Consider the following 24,688-nt stretch of genomic DNA (forward strand, 5'->3'; position numbering starts at 1 on the left):
TGTTAGGGGGAATCCTAGGGGCCGAAGCGGCGTGTCATCGAGCGGATGCCCGTTTGATCTGGAGAATGTCCAGCCTTTTGAGTGGCTAGCCCTCGGAAGACTTGCCACTCGAACGTGTTGCCCCCGCTGACGCACCCGCCTTGACCCCGTCCTTCGTCCCCGCGGTGGGTGCCTCGAAAGACTCCAACGCTTCGAGGACGTCCTGGACACGGGAGATCTCCGCATTGATGTCCTCGCGGCGGCGCACCAGCACATCCAGCTCCCGCTTGCCCTCGGAGATCATCTGCTCGGCCTCGGCCTCGGCCTCCGCCTTGATCTTCTCCGCCTCGCCGACGAGCGAAGCCTTCTTCTGCTCGGCCTCCTTGAGCAGCCCCTCCGCCTTCCGCACAGCGGCGATCCGGACCTTGCTCGCCTCCGAACTCGCCTCGGAGAGCATCTCCTTGGACTTCTCCTCGGCCTCGGCCCGCTGCTCGGTGGCGGCCTTCACCAGCTTGTCGACGCGCTCCCCCGCCGTCTTCATCTGCTCGGCCGTCTCGCGCCGCGCCCGCTCGTGCAGCTCCTCGATCTCGCCCTCGATCCGGGCCCGCAGCTCCTCGGCCCGCTCCCTTATGGCCGTCGCGTCGCTGCGCGCACCGACCAGCAGCTCGTCCGCGTCCGTGCGCGCCTTCTCCACCAGCGAGTTGCCCTCGACGGTCGCCTCGGCCACGATCCGCTCGGCCTCCTGACGGGCCGCGCCGACCATCGTGTCCGCCTGCGACTCCGCCTCGGTGGTGGCGCGCAGCGCCTCCTCCTGAGCCTTCGCCATGAGCTGGTCGGCCTGCTCGGCCGCGTCCGCGCGACGCTTGGCACCCGCCTCGCGCGCCTCGTCGAGCGTACGGTCGGCCTCGGCACGCGCCTCGGAGCGCATCTGCTCCGCCGCCGCCTCGGCATCCGCCTTGACGCGGTCGGCCTCGGCGCGGATCCGCTCGGCGGCCTGCTGCGCCTGCCCCACGTTGTCCGCGGCCTCGGCACGCAGCCGCTCCGCCTCGTCGGCGGCCTCCGCGCCGATCCGCTCGGCCTCGCTCCTGGCCTCGCCGATGAGCGTGTCCGCCTGCTCGGCCGCGTCCGCGCGCCGCTTGTCCGCCGCCTTGCGGGCCTCGTCGAGGACCTGCTCGCCGTCTGCCCGCGCGGCCGCGCGCAGCGCCTCCGCCTCGACCTCGCCGTCCGCCTTGACCTGCTCGGCCTCGGTCCGCAGCCGCAGCGCGTCCTGCTCGGTCGACTCCAGGAGTTCGGCCGCCTCGGTGGTGATCCGCTCGGCCTCGCTCGTCGCCTCCGCGATGAGCGCGTCGGCCTGCTCGGCCGCGTCCGTACGCCGCTTGTCCGCTGCCTTGCGGGCGTCGTCGAGGACCTGCTCGCCGTCGGCCAGGGCGGCGACCCGCAGCGCCTGAGCGTGCGCCTCGCCGTCCGTCTTCAGCTGCTCGGCCTCGGTCCGCAGCGCCTCCGCCTCGGCGGTCAGCCGCTCCGCCTCGGCCGTGGCCTCGCCGATGAGCGTGTCCGCCTGCTCGGCCGCGTCCGCGCGCCGCTTGTCCGCGGCCTTGCGGGCCTCGTCGAGGATCTGGTCGCCCTCCGCGCGGGCGACCGTGACCAGCTCATCCGCCTCGGCGGTCAGCCGCTCGGACTCCGCCGCCGCCTCGGAACGGATGCGGTTGGCGTCCTCGCGGGCGTCCGCACGGGTCCGGGCCGCGTCCTGCTCGGCGCCGGCCAGCGCTTCGGTCGCCTCGGTCCGTACCCGCTGGGCGTACTCGGCCGTGTCCGTCCGCAGTTTGTCCGAATCGGCGATCGCGTCCGCGACCGTCCGCTCGGCCAGCGCCTTCGCGGCCTCGGACTCCTCCTGGGCGCGCGTCCGGACGCGGTTGGCGTCCTCGGTGGCCCGCTCCCGCTCCTCGTACGCGTCGGCGCGGACCCGGTCCGCCTCCTCCTGCGCCTCGGTCCTGGTGCGCTCCGCCGCGTGCTCGGCGGCGCTGCGCAGACCGGTGATCTCCTCCTCGGCCTGCTCGCGCAGACCGGCGACCGAGTCCCGTACCTCCTGCGCCGTCTGCTCGGCCGCGGACACCATCTCCGTGGCCCGCCGGTCCGCCTCCTCGACCAGGCGCTGCGCCTCGGTCTGCGCCTCCTCCACCCGCTTGCGGGCGGAGGCGAGCAGCTCCTCGGACTGCTCGCGGGCGTGCTCGCGCTCGCGGCCGGCCTCGGAACGGGCCGACTCCAGCGTCTCCTCGGCCTCCCGGCGGCGCCGGTTGGCCTCCTCCTGCGCGGCGGACAGCGTCTCGGCGGCCTCGGTCGCGATCCGCTCCGCGGCGGCCGCGGCCTCGGCCCGTACCCGGTCCGCGGTCTCCTGCGCCTCCGACTTCAGCCGCTCGGCCTCCGTCGACGCCTCCGTCCGCAGCCGCACGGCGACGGCCTCGCCCTCGGCGCGCGCGGTGGACGCGTCCGACGCGGCCTCCGTGCGCAGCCGCTCGGCCTCCTGCTCGGCCTGCGCCTGGAGCGTACGGATCCGCTCGGCGGCCTCCGTGCGCAGTCGCTCGGTCTCCTCGGCGGCCTCGCGCCGGAGGCGCTCGCTCTCGGCGCGGGCGTCGGTGAGCTGCTGCTCGGCGCTCTCGACCCGCGACTCGGCCTCGGTGTGCAGCCGGGTCAGCTCCTCGGCCGCCTCCGCGTGCCGGGCCTCGGCGGCCCGCTCGGCGTCCTCACGCAGGCCGGCCGCGTCCCGCTCGGCGGCCTCCTTCACCGAATCGGCCTGCTCCTCGGCCTCCGTGCGCATCCGCTCGGCCTCGGCGCGGGTGCGCTCCAGGGTCTCCTCGGCCTGCGTACGCAGCGTCTGCGCCCGCTCCATGGCCTCCGAGCGGACCCGCTCGCCCTCCGCGCCCGCGCTCGCGCGCAGCTCGTCGGCGTCCGTACGGGCCTTGGTCAGCAGCTCCTCGGCGGTCCTGGCCGCCTCCTCGATCTGCTGGACGGCCTCGCGCCGCGCCTCGCCGCGGATCTTCTCGCCCTCGGCGACCGCCTCGGCCCGCAGCTGCTCGGCCTCGCCGCGCAGCCGGCGCGCCTCCTCCTGCAGCTGGACCGTCTTGGCGCGGTACTCCTTGGTGTCGTCCTTCGCCGAACCGAGCAGCTCGTCGGCCTGCTCCTCGGCCTGGTTGCGCAGCCGGTCCGCCTCGGCCTCGGCCTCGCGGCGGATGCGCTCGGCCTCCTCGGAGGCCTTGCGGGTGGTCGCCTGGGCGTCCTCGGACGCCTTGGTGAGGACCTCCTCGGCGGTACGGGCCGCCTTGGCCAGGGCTGCGGCGGAGTCCTCGGCCGCGACCGTACGCGCCTTGTCGGACGCCTCCGAGACCAGCTTCTCCGCCTCGGCGTTCGCCTCGCGGAGCTTCTCCTCGGCCTCCGCCTTGAGGGTCTCCGCCTCCTTGGTGGCCTCACCGACGAGCCGGGCGATCTCCGCCTTCGCGGTACGGGTGCGCTGCTCGTTGACGGACTCCGCGGAGGACAGCTGCTTGGCGGCCGCCTCCTTCGCCTCGGACAGCGCCTTCTCGGCCTCCGCCCGGGCCTCGCGGAGCCGGTCCTCGGCCTCCTGGAGCCGCTGCTCGGCGGCGCGGGAGAGCTCGGTCGCCTGCTGACGGGCCTGCTCGGTCTCGGCGGTGGTGGAGGAACGCAGCTGCTCGGCGTGGCTGGTGGCCTCCTGCGCCTGCGTGGACGCGGCGTTCAGAAGCCGCTCGGCGTCCTTGCGGGCACGCAGCAGAATCGCTTCGGCCTCCGCACGGGCGGCCTCCGCCTCCGAGCCGACCCGCTGGCGGGTCTCCTCGGCGAGCCGGGTGGCCTCGGCGCGCGCGCCGGCGAGCGACTGCTCGGCCTCGGCGCGGGACTCCTCCATCAGGCGGCGGGCCTGGGACTCCGTACGGGCGCGCAGCTGCTCGGCCCAGGCGACGTTCTCGTTGACGTGCGCCTCGACGGTCTGGCGGCGCTCCGCCAGCTCCTGGTCCAGGCGCTGCCGGCGCTGGACGGCCTCGGCGTGCAGCTCGGCCTGGAGCCGGGCCTGGTGCTCGGCGTGCTCCTGCAGGATGCGCTGGGTCTGTGCGCGTGCCTCGCGCAGCTCGCGCTCGGCGTCCTGGCGCAGCTGGTCGGCCTGGATCTGCGCGTTGCGCAGAAGCTGCTCGGCCTGGTAGCCGATGTCCGCGCTGTCGTACGCGGGGCGGGATGCGATGGTGCGGCGCGCCTCGTGGAGCTTGGCGCGCAAGACCTCGACCTGGTAACCGAGGTCCTCGGCGTGCTGGACGGCCTTCTCCCGCTCGGTCTTCAGCCGGTCCATCTCGGCTTCGAACCGCGAAAGATGGTCGTCTTCAGCTCGGTGGCTCTCCTGGCGTTCGTAGCCCCGCACTGCGCGGTCCCATCCGTCCCCTGGTCGCAACACTCCAACGAGCACCGTTCCCCGGAGAACGGCCCCCCGGGAATCGTGGCAGATCGGATACCCCGACTTCGACGCCGCATGGCATGCGGCACCGACCGGCCCCGGCCCGGAGCCGCCCACTCTACCGGGCCAGGAATCCGGGGGTCAGTGCTCCGCGGAGGAGTGGTCGCCCGACGGCTCTGCCGACGTGACCAGTTCGGTCAGTACGCCGTGGCAGTCCTTGGGGTGGAGGAAGGTGATGCGGGAGCCCATGGAGCCGATCCTCGGCTCGTCGTAGAGGACCCGGACGCCCTTGGAACGGATGTCCGCGGCGTCCCCGTCGACGTCGGCCGTGCCGAAGGCGATGTGGTGCACCCCCTCGCCGTTCTTGGCCAGCCACTTGCCCACCGCGGAGTCCTCGCGGGTGGGCTCCAGGAGCTGGAGGTACGAGGCGCCGCCGTCGGAGGTGTCGTTGATCTTGAGCATGGCCTCGCGGACGCCCTGCTCCTCGTTCACCTCGGAGTGGAACACCTCGAAACCGTAGGTCGCACGGTAGAACTCGACGGTCTTGTCGAGGTCGAAACAGGCGATCCCGATGTGGTCGATTCGCGTCAGCATTCCTCCAGTGCAGCGCCAGGGGGATGGTTACGCAACGTGCGCGCCGTCACACCGGCTGCCCGGTGACCGGGCGCGGCACCGCTCAGTACATTGGCGGTAAACCCTCGTTCACTCCTCATCTCAAGGGGCTGTGCCTCATGTCTGGAACGACCGGTACCACCTCAGTGATCGTCTCGGGCGCCCGCACGCCCATGGGACGGCTGCTCGGTTCCCTCAAGTCCTTCTCCGGCGCGGAGCTGGGCGGCTTCGCCATCAAGGCCGCGCTCGACCGGGCCGGCATCGGCGGCGACCAGGTGCAGTACGTGATCATGGGCCAGGTGCTCCAGGCGGGCGCCGGCCAGATCCCCGCCCGCCAGGCCGCCGTCAAGGCCGGCATCCCGATGAGCGTCCCGGCGCTCACCATCAACAAGGTGTGTCTGTCCGGCCTCGACGCCATCGCGCTCGCCGACCAGCTCATCCGCGCGGGTGAGTTCGACGTGGTCGTCGCCGGCGGCCAGGAGTCGATGACCAACGCCCCGCACCTGCTGCCGAAGTCCCGCGAGGGCTACAAGTACGGCGCGATCGAGATGCTCGACGCCATGGCGTACGACGGCCTGACCGACGCCTTCGAGAACATCGCGATGGGCGAGTCCACCGAGAAGCACAACACCCGCCTCGGCATCGCCCGTCCCGACCAGGACGAGATCGCCGCGCTGTCGCACCAGCGCGCCGCCGCCGCTCAGAAGAACGGCATCTTCGAGGCCGAGATCACCCCGGTCGAGATCCCGCAGCGCAAGGGTGACCCGGTCATCTTCGCCAAGGACGAGGGCATCCGCGGCGAGACGACCACCGAGTCGCTCGGCAAGCTGCGTCCCGCCTTCGCCAAGGACGGCACCATCACCGCCGGCACCTCCTCGCAGATCTCGGACGGCGCCGCCGCCGTGGTCGTGATGAGCAAGGCGAAGGCCGAGGAGCTGGGCCTGGAGTGGATCGCCGAGATCGGCGCCCACGGCAACGTCGCGGGCCCGGACAACTCGCTGCAGTCGCAGCCGTCCAACGCGATCCAGCACGCCCTGAAGAAGGAGGGCCTGGGCGTCGAGGACCTCGACCTGATCGAGATCAACGAGGCGTTCGCGGCCGTCGCGGTGCAGTCAATGAAGGACCTCGGCGTGACCCCGGAAAAGGTGAACGTCAACGGTGGCGCGATCGCGCTGGGGCACCCGATCGGCATGTCCGGCGCCCGTGTGGTGCTGCACCTGGCCCTGGAGCTCAAGCGGCGCGGCGGCGGCGTCGGCGCGGCGGCGCTGTGCGGTGGCGGTGGTCAGGGTGACGCTCTGATCGTTCGCGTTCCCAAGTAGACGCAGCCCCGGCAAGTAGCACCGGAACCAAGGAGCGGTTGAAGATGGTGGACGTCCCCGAACTGGTCGCCCAGGCACGGGAGGGCCGGCCGCGCGCCGTGGCCCGGCTGATCTCGCTCGTGGAGGGGGCGTCCCCGCAGCTGCGCGAGGTGATGGCGGCGCTGGCGCCGCTGACCGGCGGCGCGTACGTGGTGGGCCTGACGGGCTCGCCCGGCGTGGGCAAGTCCACGTCGACGTCCGCGCTGGTCGCGGCGTACCGGCGGGCGGGCAAGCGGGTCGGCGTCCTGGCCGTCGACCCCTCGTCCCCCTTCAGCGGGGGAGCGCTGCTCGGCGACCGGGTCCGGATGTCGGAGCACGCCTCCGACCCGGGCGTCTACATCCGCTCGATGGCGACCCGCGGCCACCTGGGCGGGCTCGCCTGGGCGGCGCCGCAGGCGATCCGCGTCCTGGACGCGGCGGGCTGCGACGTGATCCTCGTGGAGACGGTGGGCGTCGGGCAGTCGGAGGTGGAGATCGCCTCCCAGGCCGACACGTCGGTGGTGCTCCTCGCGCCGGGCATGGGCGACGGGATCCAGGCCGCGAAGGCGGGCATCCTGGAGATCGGCGACGTGTACGTGGTCAACAAGGCGGACCGGGACGGCGCGGACGCGACGGCCCGCGAGCTGAACCACATGCTGGGCCTGGGCGAGGCCCGCGGTCCGGGTGACTGGCGGCCGCCGATCGTCAAGACGGTCGCGGCGCGGGGCGAGGGCATCGACGAGGTCGTCGAGGCGCTCGAGAAGCACCGCGCGTGGATGGAGGAGCACGGCGTCCTGGCGGAGCGCCGCCGCTCGCGCTCGGCCCGTGAGGTCGAGACGATCGCGGTCACGGCACTGCGCGAACGGATCGGCGACCTCCACGGCGACCGACGCCTGGACGCACTTGCGGAGCGCATCGTGGCGGGCGAACTGGACCCGTACGCGGCCTCCGACGAACTGATCGCGAGCCTGACGGGCGCGTGATTCCGTCCCCCGTTGTGGGCACGACGCCACGGCGGTGACCTGACGGTGGCGGCCGCGCGGTCCGACGGTGCCCCGTCCGAGGGCGCGCGCTTCGAAGTGCGGCTGCCCTGGGACGGGTAGGGCGGGGTGGGGCCCCGGCTAAGCCGTCACGGCTTGCCGCGCCGGCCCCTCAGCTGCTCCGCCACCGGCTTCAGGGACTCGTGGAGGTCGCCCAGCGCCTCGGAGCTGAGCTGGTCGATGAAGTGCTTGCGCACCGATTCCACGTGGTGCGGCGCCACCTTGCGCATCGTGTCCATGCCGTGGTCGGTCAGCACCGCGTACAGGCCCCGGCGGTCCGACTCGCAGTTCTCGCGGCGCACGAGCCCCGCGTTCTCCATGCGCGTGATCTGGTGCGAGAGGCGGCTCTTGGACTGCAGCGTCGCCGTCGCGAGGTCGCTCATCCGCAGACGCCGATCCGGCGACTCCGACAGATTCACCAGGATCTCGTAGTCGTTCATGGTCAGGCCGAAGGGCTGGAGGTCCTTCTCCATCTGGTAGGTGAGCATCCTGTTGACGTCCAGGTACGTGCGCCATGCGCACTGCTCGGCGTCGGTGAGCCAGGGGGTGGCCGTCTCGGTCTCCATATATGGATTCTACCTAAGAAGTTGAATACTGGACGAAGTAGGAAAGTGTGACGCCAGGCACCCGGGGGCCCCGATATACGGGTGCAGACGTTCGAGGGCGTCACACTCCGCAGACTACCGGCTACAGCCCGAAGCGACGCTGGAGGTCCCCGAGCTGTCCGGGAAGGCGCGGTACGGAACCGCCCTGGCCATGGCCGGAACCGACCGGTCCGTGACCGCCCGGCACCCCCGCCTGCGCCGGCGTCCCGCCGATCGCCCGCTCCGGCATCAGCAGCTCCGTCGACTGAAGCAGTACCGTACCCGCCCCCACGAACTCGAACTGGTGCTCCTCGCCCGAGGTGCCGCCGATCCCCGTCAGAGCCCGTACGCCACCCATCACGCCGGTCATGTACCCGTGGTCGTAGTGGTGGCACGGGGACGGGCAGTCCGCCCAGCCCACCAGGGCCTGCGGGTCCACCCGCATGGGCGGCTCCATGAAGACCACCGGCCCGTTCGACGCCGCCACGAACTTGCCCGTGCCGATCAGCGTCACGAAGCCCGGCACGATCGACTGCTTCAGCGCCAATGTCGGCTGGTACGCGAGCAGGTTGCCCGAACGGATCGTCAGGTTGCCCTCGTCCAAGTCGAAGGAGTTGACGTCGAAGGCCCGGTCGGCGAGCAGCATCTTGCCGCTGCCTTCCGCCACCACCCAGTCGCTCGCGTGCAGCGGTGAGTGGAACGACGTACGGACCAGGCGGTCGAGGCGCCCGTGACCGATGCCGTTGAAGTCGATCCGCCCGTAGTAGGCGATCATCTTGCCCTTCTGCAGGAACCACTGGGAGCCCTTGAGCTCCACGCAGAAGGTGTACGGATTGACGTTGTCGTCGGACGGGAGCGAGTGCGGGTCGAGAACGACGGGACCGGTCACAGCTTCTCCTCCGAGGCCTGCACGTACACCGCACCACTGCCGCTCAGCTCCAGCTGGAACGCCTCGCCCGAGCCGCGCCCCACCATGTCGCGCCAGCCCAGCGCGGTGGAGAGCTTGTTCCGTACGTCGCCGTGGTGCGCGACGTACGCCTGCGGGTCCACATGGACCGCGCGCCCCGGGGTGATCGGCAGCTCGATCACCCCGCCGTGTGCCATGACGGCGACTGCGCCGTGGCCCTTGAGCGTCGTCGTGAAGAGCCCCTGGCCCGTCACCTGGCCGCGCACCATGCCCATGACGCCGCCCTGGGAGCCCATGAACATCGTGCCCTGCTCCAGGGTGCCGTCGAAGGCGAGGAGGCGGTCGGCCTCGACGTACAGGGTGTCGCCGGTCAGCTGGATCACCTGGATGTGGTGGCCGCCGTGCCCGAACATCACCGTGCCGTTGCCCTCGACGGTCATCAGCGGTGTCGCCTCGCCCGCCACGCGGCGGCCGATCATCGACATCACACTGCCCTGGCCGCCGGCCATGTTCGGCGTGAAAGTGACGTCGCCGCGGTAGGCGAGCATCGCGCCCCGCTGGCTGAACATGCGCTGCCCGGGGATCACCTGGGCCTCGACCATCTTGGAGTTGATCTCGCGGAACGGCATCAGACGTCGCCCCCGATCGTGTTCCGCTCGCTCGGCTGGACGTACACGAGCCCGTCGCCCTCGAAGCGGATCTGGAAGGCCTCGCCGCCGCCCTCGCCCATGAAGGTGCGGAAGGTCACACCGGACTGGAAGCTCTGCTGGAGGTTGCCCTGGTGGGCGATGTACGCGCCGGGGTCGACGGAGAGCGGGTACTGCGGGGTCACGCGCAGGACGACCGCCGGGCCGTCGGACATGATCGCCGCCTGGCCCGTGCCCTCCACCGTCGTGGTGAAGAGGCCGTTGCCGGTCGCTCCGCCGCGCAGCCCGGTGAAGCTCGTGCCGGTGCGCAGCCCCGCGTCGGTGCAGAGCAGATTGCTCGCCTCGACGTAGAGCTTGTCGCCGTGCAGGGAGACGAGGTTGATCTCGGAGGCGCGGTCGGCGAACCAGCAGGTCCCCTGGCCCTTCACCTCCATCACCTCCATCTGCTCGCCGGTCAGCCGACGGGTGACCATGCCGCGCAGGCCCTCACCGCCGCCGGACATCTTCTTGAAGGCCATCTGGCCGTCGTAGGCGACCATCGAGCCGTTCTTGGCCTTGACGGCGTCGCCGGTCATGGAGACGGCGAGCACTTTGCTGCCTTGGAGTCGGAACGTTGCCACGGAGCGAGGTTACGGGGCCCCCGGACAAAGGGACAGCAAAGTCGGGTGCCACAATGGGGCGACGCTTGTGCATCCATTCACAAGATCACCGGCCCCCTCCCACCGAAGGTGACCCCCGTGGACATCAAGACCGCCTCCTCCCTCCAGCGACTCCGACTCGTCTCCGCCCCGGAGGCCGTGTCCTTCCTGCTTCTGCTGGTCTGCTCGGTGCTGAAGCGGACGACCGACTTCAACGCGGTCCCGGTCATGGGAGCGGTCCACGGCGTCCTCTTCATCCTCTACGTGCTCTTCTGGCTCGACGCCTGGAACCGCACCAAGTGGAACTTCAAGACGGCGGCGCTCTACTTCGTCCTCTCCGTGCTGCCCCTCGGCGGCTTCTTCGCCGAGCGCAAGCTCAAGCGCGAGGCCGAGGACGCGGTCATCGCCTCCCGCGCCCGCCGTGAAGGCACGGTGAACGCGTGATCGTCGCCTTCTCGGTCACCCCGCTCGGTGTCGGCGAGGAGGTCGGCGAGTACGTCGCCGACGCCGTCCGGGTCGTCAGGGAGTCGGGTCTGCCGAACCGTACCGACGCGATGTTCACCTCGATCGAGGGGGAGTGGGACGAGGTGATGGACGTCGTCAAGCGCGCCGTCGCCGCCGTGGAAGCACGTGCTCCGCGCGTCTCGCTCGTCCTCAAGGCCGACGTCCGGCCCGGCGTCACCGACGGCCTGGCCTCGAAGGTCGCCACGGTGGAGCGCCACCTGGCGGGCTGAACCCGCCCCCGCACAAGGAGAAGCCCCCGGTCCCGATGGGCCGGGGGCTTTTTCGCGCCCACCGGTTGAGCGAGTGCTCAAAATCGGCTACCTTCCCGTTGAGCAGTCGCTCAAAAGTGGGGTTGGGCTGGGGCTCGGGGGAGACCGTCGCCGGCACCGGTGTCTCCGCGGGGGAGCGCCACCGGGCCGGCGGCGAGCGGGTGTCCGCGCTCCGGTTCGCCTCGCCGCACCCGCTGCTCGACGAACTGGAGCAGATATGACCTCGATCTTCCGCCGTGCCATGGGGGACGCCGCCTTCGAGCGGCTGCATCCGCAGCTCCAGCGCCGGTTCTCCGTCGGGCTCGACAGCGGGGAATCCTGCGTCGGGCGGGGCGTGATGGACCGGATCTGGCACGGCCGCGCCTTCGTCAAGCCGTTCCTGGAGTTCGGCGGTACGCGGCACATCCTCGTGCCGCGTACCGGCCGCGACATCCCCTTCACCATCGAGAACGTGCCGTACGTCGACTCGTACGGCCGCGAGACCGTCACCTTCGTCCGGACCTTCGCGCTGCCCGGCGGACCCCGGCGCTTCGACGCCACGATGATCCACAGCCCCGAGCGCGACTGCGTCCTCGACTACCTCGGCACCCACCAGCACCTCGCCAGCGATCTGCACCTGTCCGCCGAGCCCGACGGCTCGCTGCTCATCCGCTCCGGCGAACACCGCTTCCGCGAGGGCCCGCTGGACTTCCGCGTCCCCGAACTCATCGGCGGCGACGCCGAGGTGCGGGAGTCGTACGACGACGAGACCGGCCGCTTCCGCATCCGCGTCCGCGTGGTCAACCGCCGCTTCGGGCCGCTCTTCGGCTACGAGGGGTCGTTCACGGCCGAGTACGCCGACGTACGCTCCCACGGGGTGCGCGCCGGGCTGCGCCCCGTGCGCGAGGAGGTACGGGCGTGAGCCAGGAGACCAAGGAGAAGCTGCTCGAAGGAGCCCTGCGGACCCTCGTCGAGCAGGGGATCGCCAAGACGTCCGCGCGGTCCGTCGCCGCGGCCGCGGGCGTCAACCAGGCCTTGGTCTTCTACCACTTCGGCTCCGTCGACGAGCTCCTCGCCGCCGCCTGCCGGCACGGTTCCGAGCAGCGCGTGGCGCGCTACCGCGACCGGCTCGGTCGCATCGAGAGCCTCAGCGAGCTGCTCGCGTTCGGGCGGGAGATGCATGCGGAGGAGCGGGCCGCCGGCCATGTCGCCGTCCTCGGCCAGCTGCTCGCCGGCGCCCAGACCCACCCGCCGCTCGCCCCCGCCACCGCCGCCGGCCTCGACCTGTGGATCGTCGAGATCGAGCGGGTCCTCACCCGGGTCCTGGCCGGGAGCCCCATCGGCGAGTTCACCGACCCCGCAGGGCTCGCCCGCGCGGTCGCCGCGTCCTTCGTCGGCATGGAGCTGTACGAGGGAGTGGACCCCGCCGGGGCCGAGGCGGCCCTCGCCGCGCTCGAACAGCTCGGCACGCTGATGACGGCGCTCGAGGAGCTGGGGCCCGTCGCCCAGAAGGCGGTGCGCTACACGCTGCGCCGCCGGAACTCCGCTCCCTGAGAACCGTCCGGGGCGCCGGTGAGGGCCATGCCGATCGGGGTGCGCTCGTACAGCACCTGGTGGCCGTACCGGCGGGACGTCAGCAGCCCCGCCTCCCTCAGGACGGACAGGTGCGCCGACACGGAGGACGGGGCGAGGCCGAGCCGGTGCGCGAGCGCGCTCGTGCCGGCCGGTTCGTCCAGCGCGCACAGCACGTCCGCGCGGGCCCGGCCGAGGAGCCGGGCGAGCGCGTCGGGCGTCCGGTCGCGGGCCTCGGTCCACAACCCGCCGATCCCGCGCGCCGGGTAGACGACGGTCGGCTGCCAGGGAGGGTCGAAGCCGCTCACCACGTCGGGCCAGGTGAAGACGGACGGCATGAGGACGAGGCCCTGTCCGTCCAGGGCGCGGACGTGCTCGCCGCGGTAGGCGACGGTGAGCGTGGCACGGTCGGCGGCCCAGTCGAAGCCGGGGTGCAGCTCACCGAGGAGGCGCTCCAGGCCGCCTTCCGCCAGCCTGCGGGAGTGATAGGCGACGTCGGCCTCGAGCAGGGCCCGCAGCCGGGGCCACTCGGGGGCGATGAGGGCGTCCCAGGCGACCTGGAGCAGATCGGCGAGCCGCTGGACGGTGCCCGCCGGGTCGGCGAGCATCCGCCGCCCTTCGTCGGTCGCCGCGGCGCCGGGCGTGTCATCGAGCGCCCGCGCGAAGTCGTCCCGGGCGAGGACCGGATCGGTCTCGCGTACGGCCGCGATCTCCTCCTCGAAGGAGGCGGCGGGCCCGAGGGGTGGCGGGTAGAGGAAGTCCGGGCTGTGCCCGTGCAGGGGCATCAGCAGCTGCAGCGGCTCGAGATCGATCCCCTCGGCCGCGCCGCGGATCCGCCGCAGCCAGGGCAGGTGGTACCCCTGCTGCCGGGGCCGCGCGAGCACCCGCACGGCGGAGTGCGTCTCCCAGAGCGGCGAGAGCGCGAACCGGATCCGGAGCGGGTCGGCCTCGCCGAAGTGGAGGTGGTACGGCATGAAGCCTCGCGGAGTGATTCGTCTGGAGCCGAAAGTCTAGGGCGGGGCCGACTCCCGACGCGAGGCTCGCCCCATGCCGAAGCAGCCCCCCAGCACCCCCGCAGCCCCCGACGCGGCGCCAGGCCCCACCCCCGCCGCCCCGAGCCCGCCCGAGACGAAGCCGCAGATCGCTGCCCCGCCGAGTGCCGGATACCGCGCCGTGTTCGCCGTGCGGGAGTTCAGGGTCGTGTTCGTCGCGCATCTGTTCTCGTTGCTCGGGGTCGTCGTCAGCGAGATCGCGCTCACCGTGCTCGTCTACGACCTCACCGGCTCGCCGCTCCTCTCCTCCCTCACCTTCGCCCTCGGCTTCCTGCCGTATCTGCTCGGCGGCACCCTGCTCGCCGGCGTCGCCGACCGGTACCCGGCCCGGCGGGTGCTGGTCGTCTGTGATCTCGTCTGTGCCGGCTGTGTCGCCCTCATGGTCGCGCCCGTGACCCCGGTCGCCGGGCTGCTCGTGCTGCGGTGTGCCGTCGCCGCTGTCGCGCCGGTCTTCAACGGGACCCGGATGGCGACCCTCGCCGACATCCTCGGCGAGGGCGACCTGTTCGTACTCGGCCGTTCCCTCCTCCGGATCGTCTCGCAGAGCGCCCTGCTCGCCGGGTTCGGTGTCGGCGGCGTGCTGCTCACCGTCGTGCCGCCGCGCGGCGCCATCGCGATCACCGCCGCCACCTTCCTCGCCTCCGCGCTGCTCCTGCGCTTCGGCACGGCCCACCGCCCCGCCCGCGCGACCGCGGCCGGCGAGCGCCAGGGGCTCGGCGGGACCTGGGGCGTCCTGCGCGACCGCCGCGTCCGCGCGCTGATGCTGATGTTCTGGGTGCCGCCCCTCTTCGTCGTCACCCCCGAGGCCCTCGCCGCCCCCTACGCCCGCGAGATCGGCGCCTCCACCGCCGCCCTCGGCCTACTCATGTGCGCGATGCCCGTCGGCACCATCGCGGGCGAGCTCTTCGCCGGTTCCGCCCTCAGCGCCCGGGTCCGCGAGCGGATCGTCGTCCCGCTCGTGGCAGTGGGGCTGCTGCCCTTCCTCCTCTACGCCGTCGAGCCCGGCGTCGCCCTCGCCGCCGTCGCCCTCCTCCTGGCCGGCGCCACCGGCGCGTACACGCTCGGTCTCGACGCCTGGTTCGTCGCCGCCGTCCCCGAGGAGCAGCGGGGCCGGGCCATGACCCTGATGACCGCGGGCATGATGACGATCCAGGGCGTCGGCATGGCCGGGGCCGGTCTCGCCGCCGAGTTCCTCCCCGTCCACCTCGTGGTCGTCGGCGCGGGCGTGCTCGGCACCGTCTGCGTCCTGGCGCTCGTCGCCGAGGTCCGTGCGACCGAAGTACGAGACGGGGCTGACCACCATGTGACCAGTGGGTAAGGTCGACGCGTGCCGAAGCCGCTCAGTCTCCCGTTCGACCCCATCGCCCGCGCCGACGAGCTCTGGCAGAACCGCTGGGGACCCGTCCCCTCGATGGCCGCGATCACCTCGATCATGCGGGCCCACCAGATCCTCCTCGCCGAGGTCGACTCCGTCGTCAAGCCGTACGGGCTGACCTTCGCGCGCTACGAGGCGCTGGTGCTGCTCACCTTCTCCAAGGCCGGTGAGCTGCCGATGTCCAAGATCGGCGAGCGGCTGATGGTCCACCCCACGTCCGTGACGAACACGGTGGACCGGCTCGTGAAGTCCGGTCTCGTCGACAAGCGGCCCAACCCCAACGACGGCCGCGGAACCCTCGCCTCCATCACCGAGAAGGGCCGAGAGGTGGTCGAGGCGGCCACCCGCGACCTGATGGCGATGGACTTCGGGCTGGGGGTCTATGACGCCGAGGAGTGCGCGGAGATCTTCGCGATGCTGCGTCCGCTGCGCGTCGCGGCGGAGGACTTCGAGGAGAAGTAGCGGGGGAGGGGCCCGCGCGAAGATCGCCCGGAACGTGCCGTTACGCTCGACGGCATGAAATCCAGCGTGCTGACCCGTTACCGCGTCATGGCGTACGTGACCGCCGTCATGCTGCTCGTGCTGTGCACCTGCATGGTCTTCAAGTACGGGTTCGACAGGGGCGAGGACGTGACCTTCGCGGTCTCCCAGGCCCACGGTGTCCTCTACATCATCTATCTGATCTTCGCCTTCGACCTGGGCTCCAAGGCGAAGTGGCCGTTCGGCAAGCTCCTGTGGGTGCTGCTGTCCGGGACGATTCCCTTCGCCGCCTTCTTCGTCGAGCGCAAGGTCGTCCGCGAGACGCTTCCGCTGGTCAGCGGCGCGCAGCCGGCCCCGGCCAAGGCCTGACACGCACCCCCGCACAGATGTGCGGGGGTTTGCCATCGACATTTACTAGGACGTCCTAGTAAATTCGAAGCATGGACGCTGACGCCATCGAAGAAGGCCGCCGCCGCTGGCAGGCCCGGTACGACAAGGCCCGCAAGCGCGACGCGGACTTCACCACGCTCTCCGGCGACCCCGTGGACCCCGTCTACGGGCCCCGGCCCGGGGACAGCTACGAGGGCTTCGAGCGCATCGGCTGGCCCGGGGAGTACCCCTTCACCCGGGGCCTGCACCCGACCGGCTACCGCGGCCGGACCTGGACCATCCGCCAGTTCGCCGGCTTCGGCAACGCCGAGCAGACCAACGAGCGGTACAAGATGATCCTGGCCGCCGGTGGCGGCGGGCTCTCGGTCGCCTTCGACATGCCCACCCTCATGGGCCGCGACTCCGACGACCCGCGCTCGCTCGGCGAGGTCGGCCACTGCGGTGTCGCCATCGACTCCGCCGCAGACATGGAGGTCCTGTTCAAGGGCATCCCGCTCGGCGACGTCACCACCTCGATGACCATCTCCGGGCCCGCCGTGCCCGTCTTCTGCATGTACCTGGTCGCCGCCGAGCGCCAGGGTGTCGACCCGGGCGTGCTCAACGGCACGCTCCAGACCGACATCTTCAAGGAGTACATCGCGCAGAAGGAGTGGCTCTTCCAGCCCGAGCCCCATCTGCGCCTCATCGGCGACCTGATGGAGCACTGCGCGCAGGGCATCCCGGCGTACAAGCCGCTCTCCGTCTCCGGCTACCACATCCGCGAGGCCGGGGCGACGGCCGCGCAGGAGCTCGCGTACACCCTCGCCGACGGCTTCGGCTACGTGGAGCTCGGCCTCTCCCGCGGCCTGGACGTCGACGTCTTCGCGCCCGGCCTGTCCTTCTTCTTCGACGCGCACCTCGACTTCTTCGAGGAGATCGCCAAGTTCCGCGCCGCCCGCCGGATCTGGGCGCGCTGGATGAAGGAGGTCTACGGGGCGAAGACCGACAAGGCCCAGTGGCTCCGCTTCCACACCCAGACCGCCGGTGTCTCGCTCACCGCCCAGCAGCCGTACAACAACGTCGTACGGACCGCCGTGGAGGCGCTCTCCGCGGTCCTCGGCGGCACCAACTCGCTGCACACCAACGCCCTCGACGAGACCCTCGCGCTCCCCAGCGAGCAGGCCGCCGAGATCGCGCTGCGCACGCAGCAGGTGCTGATGGAGGAGACGGGCGTGGCCAACGTGGCCGACCCGCTCGGCGGCTCCTGGTACGTGGAGCAGCTCACCGACCGCATCGAGGCCGACGCCGAGAAGATCTTCGACCAGATCAAGGAGCGCGGCCGCCGCGCCCACCCGGACGGGCAGCACCCGATCGGTCCGATCACCTCCGGCATCCTGCGCGGCATCGAGGACGGCTGGTTCACCGGCGAGATCGCCGAGTCCGCCTTCCAGTACCAGCAGTCCCTGGAGAAGGGCGACAAGCGCGTCGTCGGCGTCAACGTCCACCACGGCTCGGTCACCGGCGACCTGGAGATCCTCCGGGTCAGCCACGAGGTCGAGTGGGAGCAGGTCCGTGTCCTCGGCGAGCGCAAGGCCCGCCGCGACGACGCCCGGGTCAGCGCGGCGCTCGACTCGATGCTGGCGGCGGCCCGGGACGGCTCGAACATGATCGGCCCGATGCTCGACGCGGTACGCGCGGAGGCCACGCTCGGCGAGATCTGCGACGTCCTCCGCGAGGAGTGGGGCATCTACACGGAGCCCCCGGGCTTCTAGCCGTACGGACGAGAGAGGGGCGGTACCGGACGTCCGGTACCGCCCCTCTTCTTCGCCGACTACCGCGCGGCCGCCGAACCGACCACCTTCGTGGGCGTGATGCGGATGACCACCCGTACGACCTCCGGCGGCAGGTCGAGGTAGTCCTGGCCGGCGCCCGGACCCTCGTAGTGCTCGTCCAACGCGATCGCGAGCGCGCGGCCGACGTCCTCGGTGACCGTGGCCGTGCCCCGTACCTCGGCGTACAGCTGAGCGTCCTCGCGGTCGTACACGGTCAGGCTGACCCGGGGATCGGCCTGGATGTTGCGCACCTTCCGGCGGCCGTCCTGGGAGGAGATCAGCAGCTCGTCACCGTCTCTGGCCACCCAGACGACCGAGGTCTGCGGAGAGCCGTCGGGGTGGACGGTGGCCAGGATCGCCGGGTTGGTGTCGTCCAGGAGCGCGCGTACGGTGCTGTTCAGATTGATCGTCACGACCGTCACCCTAGGGTGTGGCCGCCGCCGCGCCGAGGCCGCCGATCAGCAGGGCGGTGAAGCGCTTGACCCATGCCTCGTCGACGGGCTCCGCGCTCACCAGGGCCCGGTGGACCACCGCGCCCGCGATCACGTCGAAGATCAGGTCGTCGGTGTCGTCGATCGACGCCGGGTCCCGGTCGGCGGGCAGTTCGCCGCGCTCCTGGGCGCGCTGGCGACCCTCCAGAACCAGCCGCTTCTGCCGGTCCACGATGGAGCTGCGGATGCGCTCGCGCAGCGGCTCGTCGCGGGTGGACTCCGCGACCACCGCCATCAGGGCCGTCTTGGTCTCCGGCCGCTGGAGCAGCGCGGCGAACTGCAGCACCACGTGCTCGATGTCGGCCTGGAGGGAACCCAGGTCGGGGAGTTCGAGTTCGTCGAAGAGGACGGCGACGGCGTCCACGACCAGTTCGTTCTTACCGGCCCAGCGCCGGTAGAGGGTGGTCTTGGCGACCCCGGCCCGGCCGGCCACGTCGCCCATCGTCAGCTTGGACCAGCCCAGTTCGACCAGGGCGGCACGGGTCGCCTCGAGGATCGCGGCATCGGCCTCGACACTGCGGGGGCGTCCGGTACGGCTGCGGGAACTGGTGCGGCTACACATGGGGACCGACCATACCCGCCGGTAGGTATTGCGCCAGAGGTCGGTGATGTGAGCCAGTTCACCGAGGAGTCCTTCCCGTGGGGCGACCCGGACAGTTACGCTACGACCCGTAGCGAAAGGCTTGATCGGCCTCGAGCGACGACCACACGCACCAGGTGGGGACCCGGTGCAACAGAACACGAACCGTGCACTCCGGTGCACGGTTCAGCCATGACGTACCGGTTACGTGCGCGGAAGGGGGAGGATGTACTCATGCAGCCCAGAAACATGTCCATGAGCGGCGTCGTCGACCTCGCCGCGGTGAAGGCGGCCGGAGAGGCCAAGGCGAAGGCGGAGCAGGCGCGTGCCGAGGCCGCCCGGCAGGGTGGCGCGGCGGCGGTCTCCCCCTCTGCCCTGGTGATCGATGTCGACGAGGCCGGCTTCGAGCGCGATGTCCTGCAGCGCTCGGCCGAGGTTCCGGTCGTCATCGACTTCTGGGCCGAGTGGTGCGAGCCGTGCAAGCAGCTCGGCCCCCTCCTGGAGCGGCTGGCCGTCGAGTACAACGGCCGCTTCCTGCTCGCGAAGGTCGATGTCGACGCCAACCAGATGCTGATGCAGCAGTTCGGCATCCAGGGAATTCCGGCCGTTTTCGCGGTGGTCGCCGGCCAGGCGCTGCCGCTCTTCCAGGGCGCGGCGCCCGAGGCCCAGATCCGGCAGACCCTGGACCAGCTGATCCAGGTCGGCGAGGAGCGCTTCGGTCTCACGGGCATCGCCGTCGACCCGGACGCCGACGCCTCCGGTGCGGTCGCCGAGGCCCCGGTGCCGGCCGGCCCGTACGACGCGCTGCTCGAGGCGGCCATGTCGGCGCTGGACGCCGGTGACCTGGCCGGCGCCGTCCAGGCGTACAAGAACGTGCTCGCCGACGACCCCGGTCACCCGGAGGCCAAGCTGGGTCTGGCCCAGGCCGAGCTGCTCGCCCGGGTGCAGGACATGGACCCGCAGGCGGTGCGCAAGAGCGCGGCGGACAATCCGGCCGACGTCACCGCGCAGATCGCCGCCGCCGATCTCGATCTCGTGGGCGGTCACGTCGAGGACGCCTTCGGTCGGCTCGTGGACGCCGTACGGCGTACGGCCGGCGAGGACCGGGACGCGGCGCGGCTGCGGCTCCTGGAGCTGTTCGAGGTCATCGGTCCGGAGGACCCGCGGGTCACGGCGGCCCGTCAGGCCCTCGCGCGGGTGCTGTTCTAGGCCCGTCCCCGGCCCACCTCAGGGCCCGCCGAATCGCGCCGATTTGGCGACACAGTGACAAATCGCGGCCGCGCTTTACCAAAACTTGGTAATCGCGGCCGCTGTTACTTGTAGTAAATCGAACCCGGCATTCTGTCCGGCTTTCATCCTCATCCTCCTGATGTACGGCCCCGGTGAGCTGCACCCTGTGTGGCCGGGCGACATCGCCCTGTCGTGGCGTGGTTATCCAGCCGTTACTAGTCAGTAACGAACCCCCTTGTGCCCCGGCCCGGAATGGACCACGATCGGCGACGCTCGGTCCTCCACCGCATCAGCCCGGCAACCAACCGGGTTGGCGGCGAGGGTCCCCACCGAGCGGGTCGGCGACAGTGGCGCCGGCCGTGGACAGGGGGGTTCCTGCTCTCGGGCAGGGCCTGTCCAAGCAGGTTGCGCGCAAGGCGTGGCCAGTGGTTGTCGCTCGGGGGTGATCGCCGGTGAATCGGACGCGCGTCGCGCCCGGTGTTCGGCGCTCCTTCCCGAGGACGTAGCACTTCTCCCATCCCAGGACGGGCCCCTGGGCCCATCCGGAGATGTACGTCCGAGAAGGAGGATTCTCATGAAGTCCCAGGTTCGTGGCGGGACCAGATGGAAGCGGTTCGCCGTTGTCATGGTGCCGAGTGTGGCCGCGACGGCCGCGATCGGTGTCGGCCTGGCTCAGGGTGCGCTTGCCGCGTCCTTCAGCATCTCCGGCCAGGAGTTCAAGGTGAAGGCCGACAGCCTTGTCGGTAAGGACTTCGTCCAGTACGGCAATGTCGTCTCGGGCAAGGACCTCGAGGGCAAGCCGTTCGCGCAGCCGGTCGGCGTCTCGGGCTTCTCCGAGGCCTGGATCACCAACATGTGCCAGTCCGTCGTGACGCCGAACGTGCCGTTCCTCGGCAACGTCTCGCTGGAGCTGCGGGCCGGTACGGACGCGAAGAACCCGGTGTACGCGAAGGACATCTACCTGGATGTCTCGTCGCTCGAGGCGGACGCCGAGTTCGGCAAGATCGACATCGGCGTGGCCGCGGGCAAGCTCCCGAAGGCCGACGGCAAGCCCGGCATCCAGCCCGGCACGACGGCCAACCCGTACGGCTTCTCGCAGCGCGCCGAGGAGGCGAAGCTGACGGACGTGAGGCAGAAGGCGTGGGCGACGACCGCCGCCACCTTCAAGCTTCCCGACCTGAAGCTGAAGCTGCACACGGGTGCTCCCAAGGAGTGCTTCACCGAGTAGTACGTGCCCCGCGGGTGGGGCCGTGCAGTACGTCCCCACCCGCTCCGGTCCCGTACCGCTGTTCGCCACCTTTCTTACGCAACACCGCTTCCAGGGAGCTGTTTTCCATGAGCGCCGAGTCCACTGCTTCCCGCGGAGTCCCGAGCGAGAACCGTTTCCGTACCTGGCGGGGCGAGCGCCCCTTCTGGGCGGGCCTGCTCACCATCCTCGGCGGCGTACCGATCGCGTATCTCCCGTACGGCGACATGCGACTCGGCAACATGACGATCGCCATCGCCACGACCGCCGGAGCCGGCGCGCTGATCATCGGCGTCCTGCTCATCACGCTCGGTCTGACGATGTGGTTCCAGCCGATCGTGCGGGTGTTCGCGGGTGTCGCGGCCATCGTGCTGGGGCTCGTCTCCATCCCGGTGTCGAACTTCGGCGGCCTCGTCATCGGATTCCTGCTCTCCCTTGTCGGTGGCGGGATGTCGATCGCCTGGGCGCCGGGCGTCCCGGTGGAGGAGACGGCCGAGGCGGAGGCCCTGCAGGGCGAGCACGAGAACGACGGTCAGCCGCAGGGAACCGAGGCAGCGGAGGAGACCCACGCGGTCGACTTCGAGAAGGCCCCGTTCCCCGAGCAGCGTGCCGCGGAGGACGCGCAGGCGACCGAAACGACGATCGACGCCAACGGCGGGAGGAACAGTGCGGGGTGACGAAACACAGTCGCCGCAGTCGGCGACGGCTGGGGACGGCGCCACTCTTGCAGGTAGGGGTCCGCGGCACGCGGCTCCGCGCAAGTCTCTGCTGAACAAGATCCAGGGGCCGGCGGGCAAGGCGATGGCCCTGGCGGCCATGCCGACCGCCGTCCTGATGGGCATGGGCATGGCGCCCAAGCTCGCCCTCGCCGACGAGAAGGACATCCCCTTCGCGCCCGGTCCGTGCGTGACCCGCTCGGACGAGCCGGTGGCCGAGGAGTCGACGAAGCCCGCGGAGACCGAGAGCCCGAAGCCCACGGCGAGCGCGAGCGCCACCACCTCGCCGAAGCCGGAGGCCACCGAGGAGCAGGAGTCGCCCAAGCCGACGGCCAGCCCTTCGGCGACCGCCGGTACGGAGCAGCGCGCCACCACGCAGCAGGAGGCCCCGGCCCCGACACCCACCGCGACGAAGAGCGTCAACCCGCTCGACCCGCTGGGCCTCGGCGACAAGATCAAGGACCTGTTCGACGGGCCCGACCCCGAGCCGACGAGCACGCCGTCGAGCACGCCGTCGCCCACCGCCTCGGCGAGCGAGAAGCCGGCGACGACAGCCCCGGAGACCGCCCCGAAGACGGACACGGCGGCCACGGCGGACAAGGCCGACACGCCGGCCGACTCCGAGGTCGACACGACCAAGGCCGCCATCGAGGAGGCCGCCGACAAGGTCGGTGCCAAGGTCGAGGAGCTGCCGGAGGACGCCAAGGGCCTCGACGCCAAGAAGGACGAGGACATACCCGAGGGCGCCAAGCCGCGCTTCCCGTGCCCCGAGCCCGACCCGGAGGCGCTGGCGGCGGCGGAGCTGGAGCCCGGCATCCCGCTGCTCCCGGACGAGCCGTGGATCCTGAACAGCACGAAGCTCACGCTGAAGGGACTCAAGTACCACGGCATCGTCGAGGTGAAGACGGGCAGCGGGAAGATCAAGAAGGTCCTGAAGTTCACCGCGAAGGACGGCGTGGACATCAAGGACCTGCACCAGCGCACGGTCCACTCGGACGGCCTCACCGGACACGTACGGTCCGACAAGGGCTCGACGTCGACCATGAGCAACGGCACGGTGACCATGTACACGGAGAGGCTGAAGGGCAACCTCTTCGGCCTCATCCCGGTCACCTTCAGCCCGGAGACCCCGCCGCCGCTCGACGTACCGTTCGCGATCTTCACGGACGTCGAGGTCATCCAGGCCGGCCAGTTCGGCGGCACGCTCACGGTCCCGGGCCTGCGCAACACGATCGAGCCCAACTGATCGCGTCACCCGCGTCACCGATCGCGTCACGAACCCATCCGGGAGCCGCACATGACGAGGGCCCCCGTCCGATCCGGACGGGGGCCCTCGTCATGCCAGGGGCAGGGGAGCGTCAGGCGGGCTGCCCGCCGCCCAGGTGGTGCACCCGGACCATGTTCGTGGTGCCCGGGACGCCGGGGGGCGAGCCGGCCGTGATGACCATGGTGTCGCCCTCGCTGTACCGCTGGAGCTTCAGCAGCTCCGCGTCGACGATGTCGACCATCGCGTCCGTGGTCTCCACGAACGGGACGAGGAAGGACTCGACACCCCAGCTCAGCGTGAGCTGGTTGCGGGTCGACTCGTCCGTGGTGAAGGCCAGGATCGGCTGGATCGTGCGGTAGCGCGAGAGGCGGCGGGCGGTGTCGCCGGACTGGGTGAAGGCGATCAGCGCCTTGCCGCCCAGGAAGTCCGCGATCTCGCAGGCCGCGCGGGCCACCGAACCGCCCTGCGTACGCGGCTTCTTGCCGGGCACGAGCGGCTGCAGGCCCTTGGAGAGCAGCTCCTCCTCGGCCGCGGCGACGATCTTCGACATCGTCTTCACGGTCTCGATCGGGTAGGCGCCGACGGAGGACTCCGCCGACAGCATGACCGCGTCCGCGCCGTCCAGGATCGCGTTGGCCACGTCGGAGGCCTCGGCGCGCGTGGGGCGGGAGTTGGTGATCATCGACTCCATCATCTGGGTGGCGACGATGACCGGCTTGGCGTTGCGGCGGCACATCTCCACGAGGCGCTTCTGCACCATCGGGACCTTCTCCAGCGGGTACTCCACCGCCAGGTCGCCACGGGCCACCATGACGGCGTCGAAGGCGGCGACCACGTCGGCCATGTTCTCCACCGCCTGCGGCTTCTCCACCTTGGCGATGACGGGGACCCGGCGGCCCTCCTCGTCCATCACCTTGTGGACGTCCTTGACGTCGTCGGCGTTGCGGACGAAGGAGAGGGCGACCATGTCGCAGCCCATACGGAGCGCGAAGCGGAGGTCCTCGACGTCCTTCTCGGACAGGGCCGGGACGTTGACCGCCGCACCCGGCAGGTTGATGCCCTTGTGGTCGGAGATGACACCACCCTCGATGACCACGGTCTTGACCCGCGAGCCCTCGACCTCGACGACCCGCAGCTCGACGTTGCCGTCGTTGATCAGGACCTGGTCGCCCTTGGAGACATCGCCCGGCAGACCCTTGTACGTGGTGCCGCAGATGGACTTGTCACCGGGGACGTCCTCGGTGGTGATGGTGAACTCGTCACCGCGCACCAGCTCGACGGGACCCTCCGCGAAGGTCTCCAGACGGATCTTGGGGCCCTGGAGGTCGGCGAGCACGCCCACGGCGCGGCCGGTGTCCGCCACCGCCCTGCGGAGACGGTCGTACCGCTCCTGGTGCTCTGCCTGGGTCCCGTGGCTCATGTTGAATCGGGCCACGTTCATTCCGGCCTCGATGAGAGCCTTCAGCTGCTCATACGAGTCGACGGCGGGGCCCAGCGTGCAGACGATTTTGGAACGGCGCATGAGGCGG

General features: G+C 71.1%; 25 protein-coding genes. 15 read left to right on the forward strand and 10 right to left on the reverse strand.

All coding sequences use genetic code 11. The features are described from left to right. Positions 1-85: 85 nt before the first annotated feature. On the reverse strand, positions 86-4,399 hold the full coding sequence (gene scy, locus ACFV9D_RS03125; protein ID WP_385140001.1) for a polarized growth protein Scy: 4,314 nt from the start codon (positions 4,397-4,399) through the stop codon (positions 86-88). A gap of 174 nt (positions 4,400-4,573) precedes the next feature. Next, entirely contained in the window at positions 4,574-5,026 is a 453-nt protein-coding gene (gene mce, locus ACFV9D_RS03130; RefSeq protein ID WP_385140004.1) for a methylmalonyl-CoA epimerase, read from the reverse strand. A 137-nt stretch (positions 5,027-5,163) separates the two neighbouring features. On the opposite strand from mce, the gene ACFV9D_RS03135 reads away from it, so the two are divergent. Continuing rightward, positions 5,164-6,363 (forward strand): acetyl-CoA C-acetyltransferase, encoded by a 1,200-nt coding sequence (locus ACFV9D_RS03135; protein WP_385140007.1) that lies wholly within the window; start codon positions 5,164-5,166, stop codon positions 6,361-6,363. Between the two features lie 44 nt (positions 6,364-6,407). Beyond that, positions 6,408-7,364: a methylmalonyl Co-A mutase-associated GTPase MeaB gene (meaB, locus tag ACFV9D_RS03140; RefSeq protein ID WP_385140010.1), complete on the forward strand. Its 957-nt coding sequence runs from the start codon at positions 6,408-6,410 to the stop codon at positions 7,362-7,364. A 146-nt stretch (positions 7,365-7,510) separates the two neighbouring features. On the opposite strand, the gene ACFV9D_RS03145 is transcribed toward meaB, so the two are convergent. From ACFV9D_RS03145 to ACFV9D_RS03160, 4 genes are all read right to left on the reverse strand, one after another. Further along, positions 7,511-7,987, reverse strand: a complete 477-nt coding sequence (locus ACFV9D_RS03145) for a MarR family winged helix-turn-helix transcriptional regulator (protein ID WP_385140013.1) — start codon at positions 7,985-7,987, stop codon at positions 7,511-7,513. A 121-nt stretch (positions 7,988-8,108) separates the two neighbouring features. Next, positions 8,109-8,894, reverse strand: a complete 786-nt coding sequence (locus tag ACFV9D_RS03150; RefSeq protein ID WP_385140016.1) for an AIM24 family protein — start codon at positions 8,892-8,894, stop codon at positions 8,109-8,111. Further along, positions 8,891-9,541, reverse strand: coding sequence for an AIM24 family protein (locus ACFV9D_RS03155; RefSeq protein WP_385140019.1), 651 nt, complete (start codon positions 9,539-9,541; stop codon positions 8,891-8,893). Before ACFV9D_RS03155 ends, ACFV9D_RS03150 begins: the two co-directional genes overlap by 4 nt. Then, entirely contained in the window at positions 9,541-10,179 is a 639-nt protein-coding gene (locus ACFV9D_RS03160; RefSeq protein WP_137993292.1) for an AIM24 family protein, read from the reverse strand. The genes ACFV9D_RS03155 and ACFV9D_RS03160 overlap by 1 nt, the downstream gene beginning before the upstream one ends. Before the next feature lie 117 nt (positions 10,180-10,296). Here ACFV9D_RS03160 and ACFV9D_RS03165 point away from each other — a divergent pair, with 117 nt between their 5' ends. The 5 genes from ACFV9D_RS03165 to ACFV9D_RS03185 all read left to right on the forward strand — a co-directional run bounded on the left by ACFV9D_RS03165 (position 10,297) and on the right by ACFV9D_RS03185 (position 12,503). After that, entirely contained in the window at positions 10,297-10,641 is a 345-nt protein-coding gene (locus tag ACFV9D_RS03165; RefSeq protein WP_385140022.1) for a DUF3817 domain-containing protein, read from the forward strand. Further along, positions 10,638-10,931 (forward strand): MTH1187 family thiamine-binding protein, encoded by a 294-nt coding sequence (locus ACFV9D_RS03170; RefSeq protein WP_385140025.1) that lies wholly within the window; start codon positions 10,638-10,640, stop codon positions 10,929-10,931. Before ACFV9D_RS03165 ends, ACFV9D_RS03170 begins: the two co-directional genes overlap by 4 nt. 98 nt (positions 10,932-11,029) lie before the next feature. Then, complete coding sequence (locus ACFV9D_RS03175; RefSeq protein ID WP_385140475.1) at positions 11,030-11,191, forward strand: hypothetical protein; 162 nt, start codon at positions 11,030-11,032, stop codon at positions 11,189-11,191. Continuing rightward, on the forward strand, positions 11,188-11,871 hold the full coding sequence (locus ACFV9D_RS03180; RefSeq protein ID WP_385140028.1) for a DUF4166 domain-containing protein: 684 nt from the start codon (positions 11,188-11,190) through the stop codon (positions 11,869-11,871). The genes ACFV9D_RS03175 and ACFV9D_RS03180 overlap by 4 nt, the downstream gene beginning before the upstream one ends. After that, positions 11,868-12,503, forward strand: coding sequence for a TetR/AcrR family transcriptional regulator (locus ACFV9D_RS03185; RefSeq protein WP_385140031.1), 636 nt, complete (start codon positions 11,868-11,870; stop codon positions 12,501-12,503). The genes ACFV9D_RS03180 and ACFV9D_RS03185 overlap by 4 nt, the downstream gene beginning before the upstream one ends. Here ACFV9D_RS03185 and ACFV9D_RS03190 read toward each other — a convergent pair. Beyond that, complete coding sequence (locus tag ACFV9D_RS03190) at positions 12,470-13,495, reverse strand: DUF5937 family protein (protein WP_385140034.1); 1,026 nt, start codon at positions 13,493-13,495, stop codon at positions 12,470-12,472. The two genes, ACFV9D_RS03185 and ACFV9D_RS03190, sit on opposite strands and share 34 nt — an antisense overlap. 73 nt (positions 13,496-13,568) lie before the next feature. Between ACFV9D_RS03190 and ACFV9D_RS03195 the strand changes: the two genes are divergently transcribed. The 4 genes from ACFV9D_RS03195 (at position 13,569) to ACFV9D_RS03210 (ending at position 17,569) form a co-directional block, all read left to right on the forward strand. After that, the gene (locus ACFV9D_RS03195) at positions 13,569-14,891 is read left to right on the forward strand and encodes an MFS transporter (RefSeq protein WP_385140037.1); all 1,323 of its coding nucleotides are present in this window, start codon (positions 13,569-13,571) and stop codon (positions 14,889-14,891) included. A gap of 9 nt (positions 14,892-14,900) precedes the next feature. After that, positions 14,901-15,410, forward strand: coding sequence for a MarR family winged helix-turn-helix transcriptional regulator (locus ACFV9D_RS03200; RefSeq protein ID WP_385140040.1), 510 nt, complete (start codon positions 14,901-14,903; stop codon positions 15,408-15,410). Between the two features lie 54 nt (positions 15,411-15,464). After that, positions 15,465-15,797, forward strand: a complete 333-nt coding sequence (locus tag ACFV9D_RS03205) for a DUF3817 domain-containing protein (protein WP_385140042.1) — start codon at positions 15,465-15,467, stop codon at positions 15,795-15,797. Between the two features lie 71 nt (positions 15,798-15,868). Continuing rightward, entirely contained in the window at positions 15,869-17,569 is a 1,701-nt protein-coding gene (locus ACFV9D_RS03210) for a methylmalonyl-CoA mutase (RefSeq protein WP_385140045.1), read from the forward strand. 59 nt (positions 17,570-17,628) lie between these two features. On the opposite strand, the gene ACFV9D_RS03215 is transcribed toward ACFV9D_RS03210, so the two are convergent. Together ACFV9D_RS03215 and ACFV9D_RS03220 are read right to left on the reverse strand one after the other, a co-directional pair. Next, positions 17,629-18,042: a PPOX class F420-dependent oxidoreductase gene (locus ACFV9D_RS03215; RefSeq protein WP_385140048.1), complete on the reverse strand. Its 414-nt coding sequence runs from the start codon at positions 18,040-18,042 to the stop codon at positions 17,629-17,631. A 10-nt stretch (positions 18,043-18,052) separates the two neighbouring features. Further along, complete coding sequence (locus ACFV9D_RS03220; RefSeq protein ID WP_385140051.1) at positions 18,053-18,682, reverse strand: TetR/AcrR family transcriptional regulator; 630 nt, start codon at positions 18,680-18,682, stop codon at positions 18,053-18,055. Positions 18,683-18,934: 252 nt separating this feature from the next. Between ACFV9D_RS03220 and ACFV9D_RS03225 the strand changes: the two genes are divergently transcribed. The 4 genes from ACFV9D_RS03225 to ACFV9D_RS03240 all read left to right on the forward strand — a co-directional run bounded on the left by ACFV9D_RS03225 (position 18,935) and on the right by ACFV9D_RS03240 (position 23,138). Beyond that, complete coding sequence (locus ACFV9D_RS03225; RefSeq protein WP_385140054.1) at positions 18,935-19,909, forward strand: tetratricopeptide repeat protein; 975 nt, start codon at positions 18,935-18,937, stop codon at positions 19,907-19,909. A gap of 595 nt (positions 19,910-20,504) precedes the next feature. Beyond that, positions 20,505-21,158, forward strand: coding sequence for a DUF6230 family protein (locus ACFV9D_RS03230; protein WP_385140057.1), 654 nt, complete (start codon positions 20,505-20,507; stop codon positions 21,156-21,158). A 107-nt stretch (positions 21,159-21,265) separates the two neighbouring features. Next, positions 21,266-21,853, forward strand: a complete 588-nt coding sequence (locus ACFV9D_RS03235) for a DUF6114 domain-containing protein (protein WP_385140060.1) — start codon at positions 21,266-21,268, stop codon at positions 21,851-21,853. Continuing rightward, positions 21,843-23,138, forward strand: a complete 1,296-nt coding sequence (locus tag ACFV9D_RS03240) for a hypothetical protein (protein WP_385140063.1) — start codon at positions 21,843-21,845, stop codon at positions 23,136-23,138. Before ACFV9D_RS03235 ends, ACFV9D_RS03240 begins: the two co-directional genes overlap by 11 nt. A gap of 112 nt (positions 23,139-23,250) precedes the next feature. Here ACFV9D_RS03240 and pyk read toward each other — a convergent pair whose 3' ends face one another. Continuing rightward, the gene (gene pyk / locus ACFV9D_RS03245; protein WP_385140066.1) at positions 23,251-24,681 is read right to left on the reverse strand and encodes a pyruvate kinase; all 1,431 of its coding nucleotides are present in this window, start codon (positions 24,679-24,681) and stop codon (positions 23,251-23,253) included. Positions 24,682-24,688: the final 7 nt, after the last annotated feature.

Source organism: Streptomyces sp. NPDC059875, assembly GCF_042731085.1.
Taxonomy (GTDB): Bacteria; Actinomycetota; Actinomycetes; order Streptomycetales; family Streptomycetaceae; genus Streptomyces.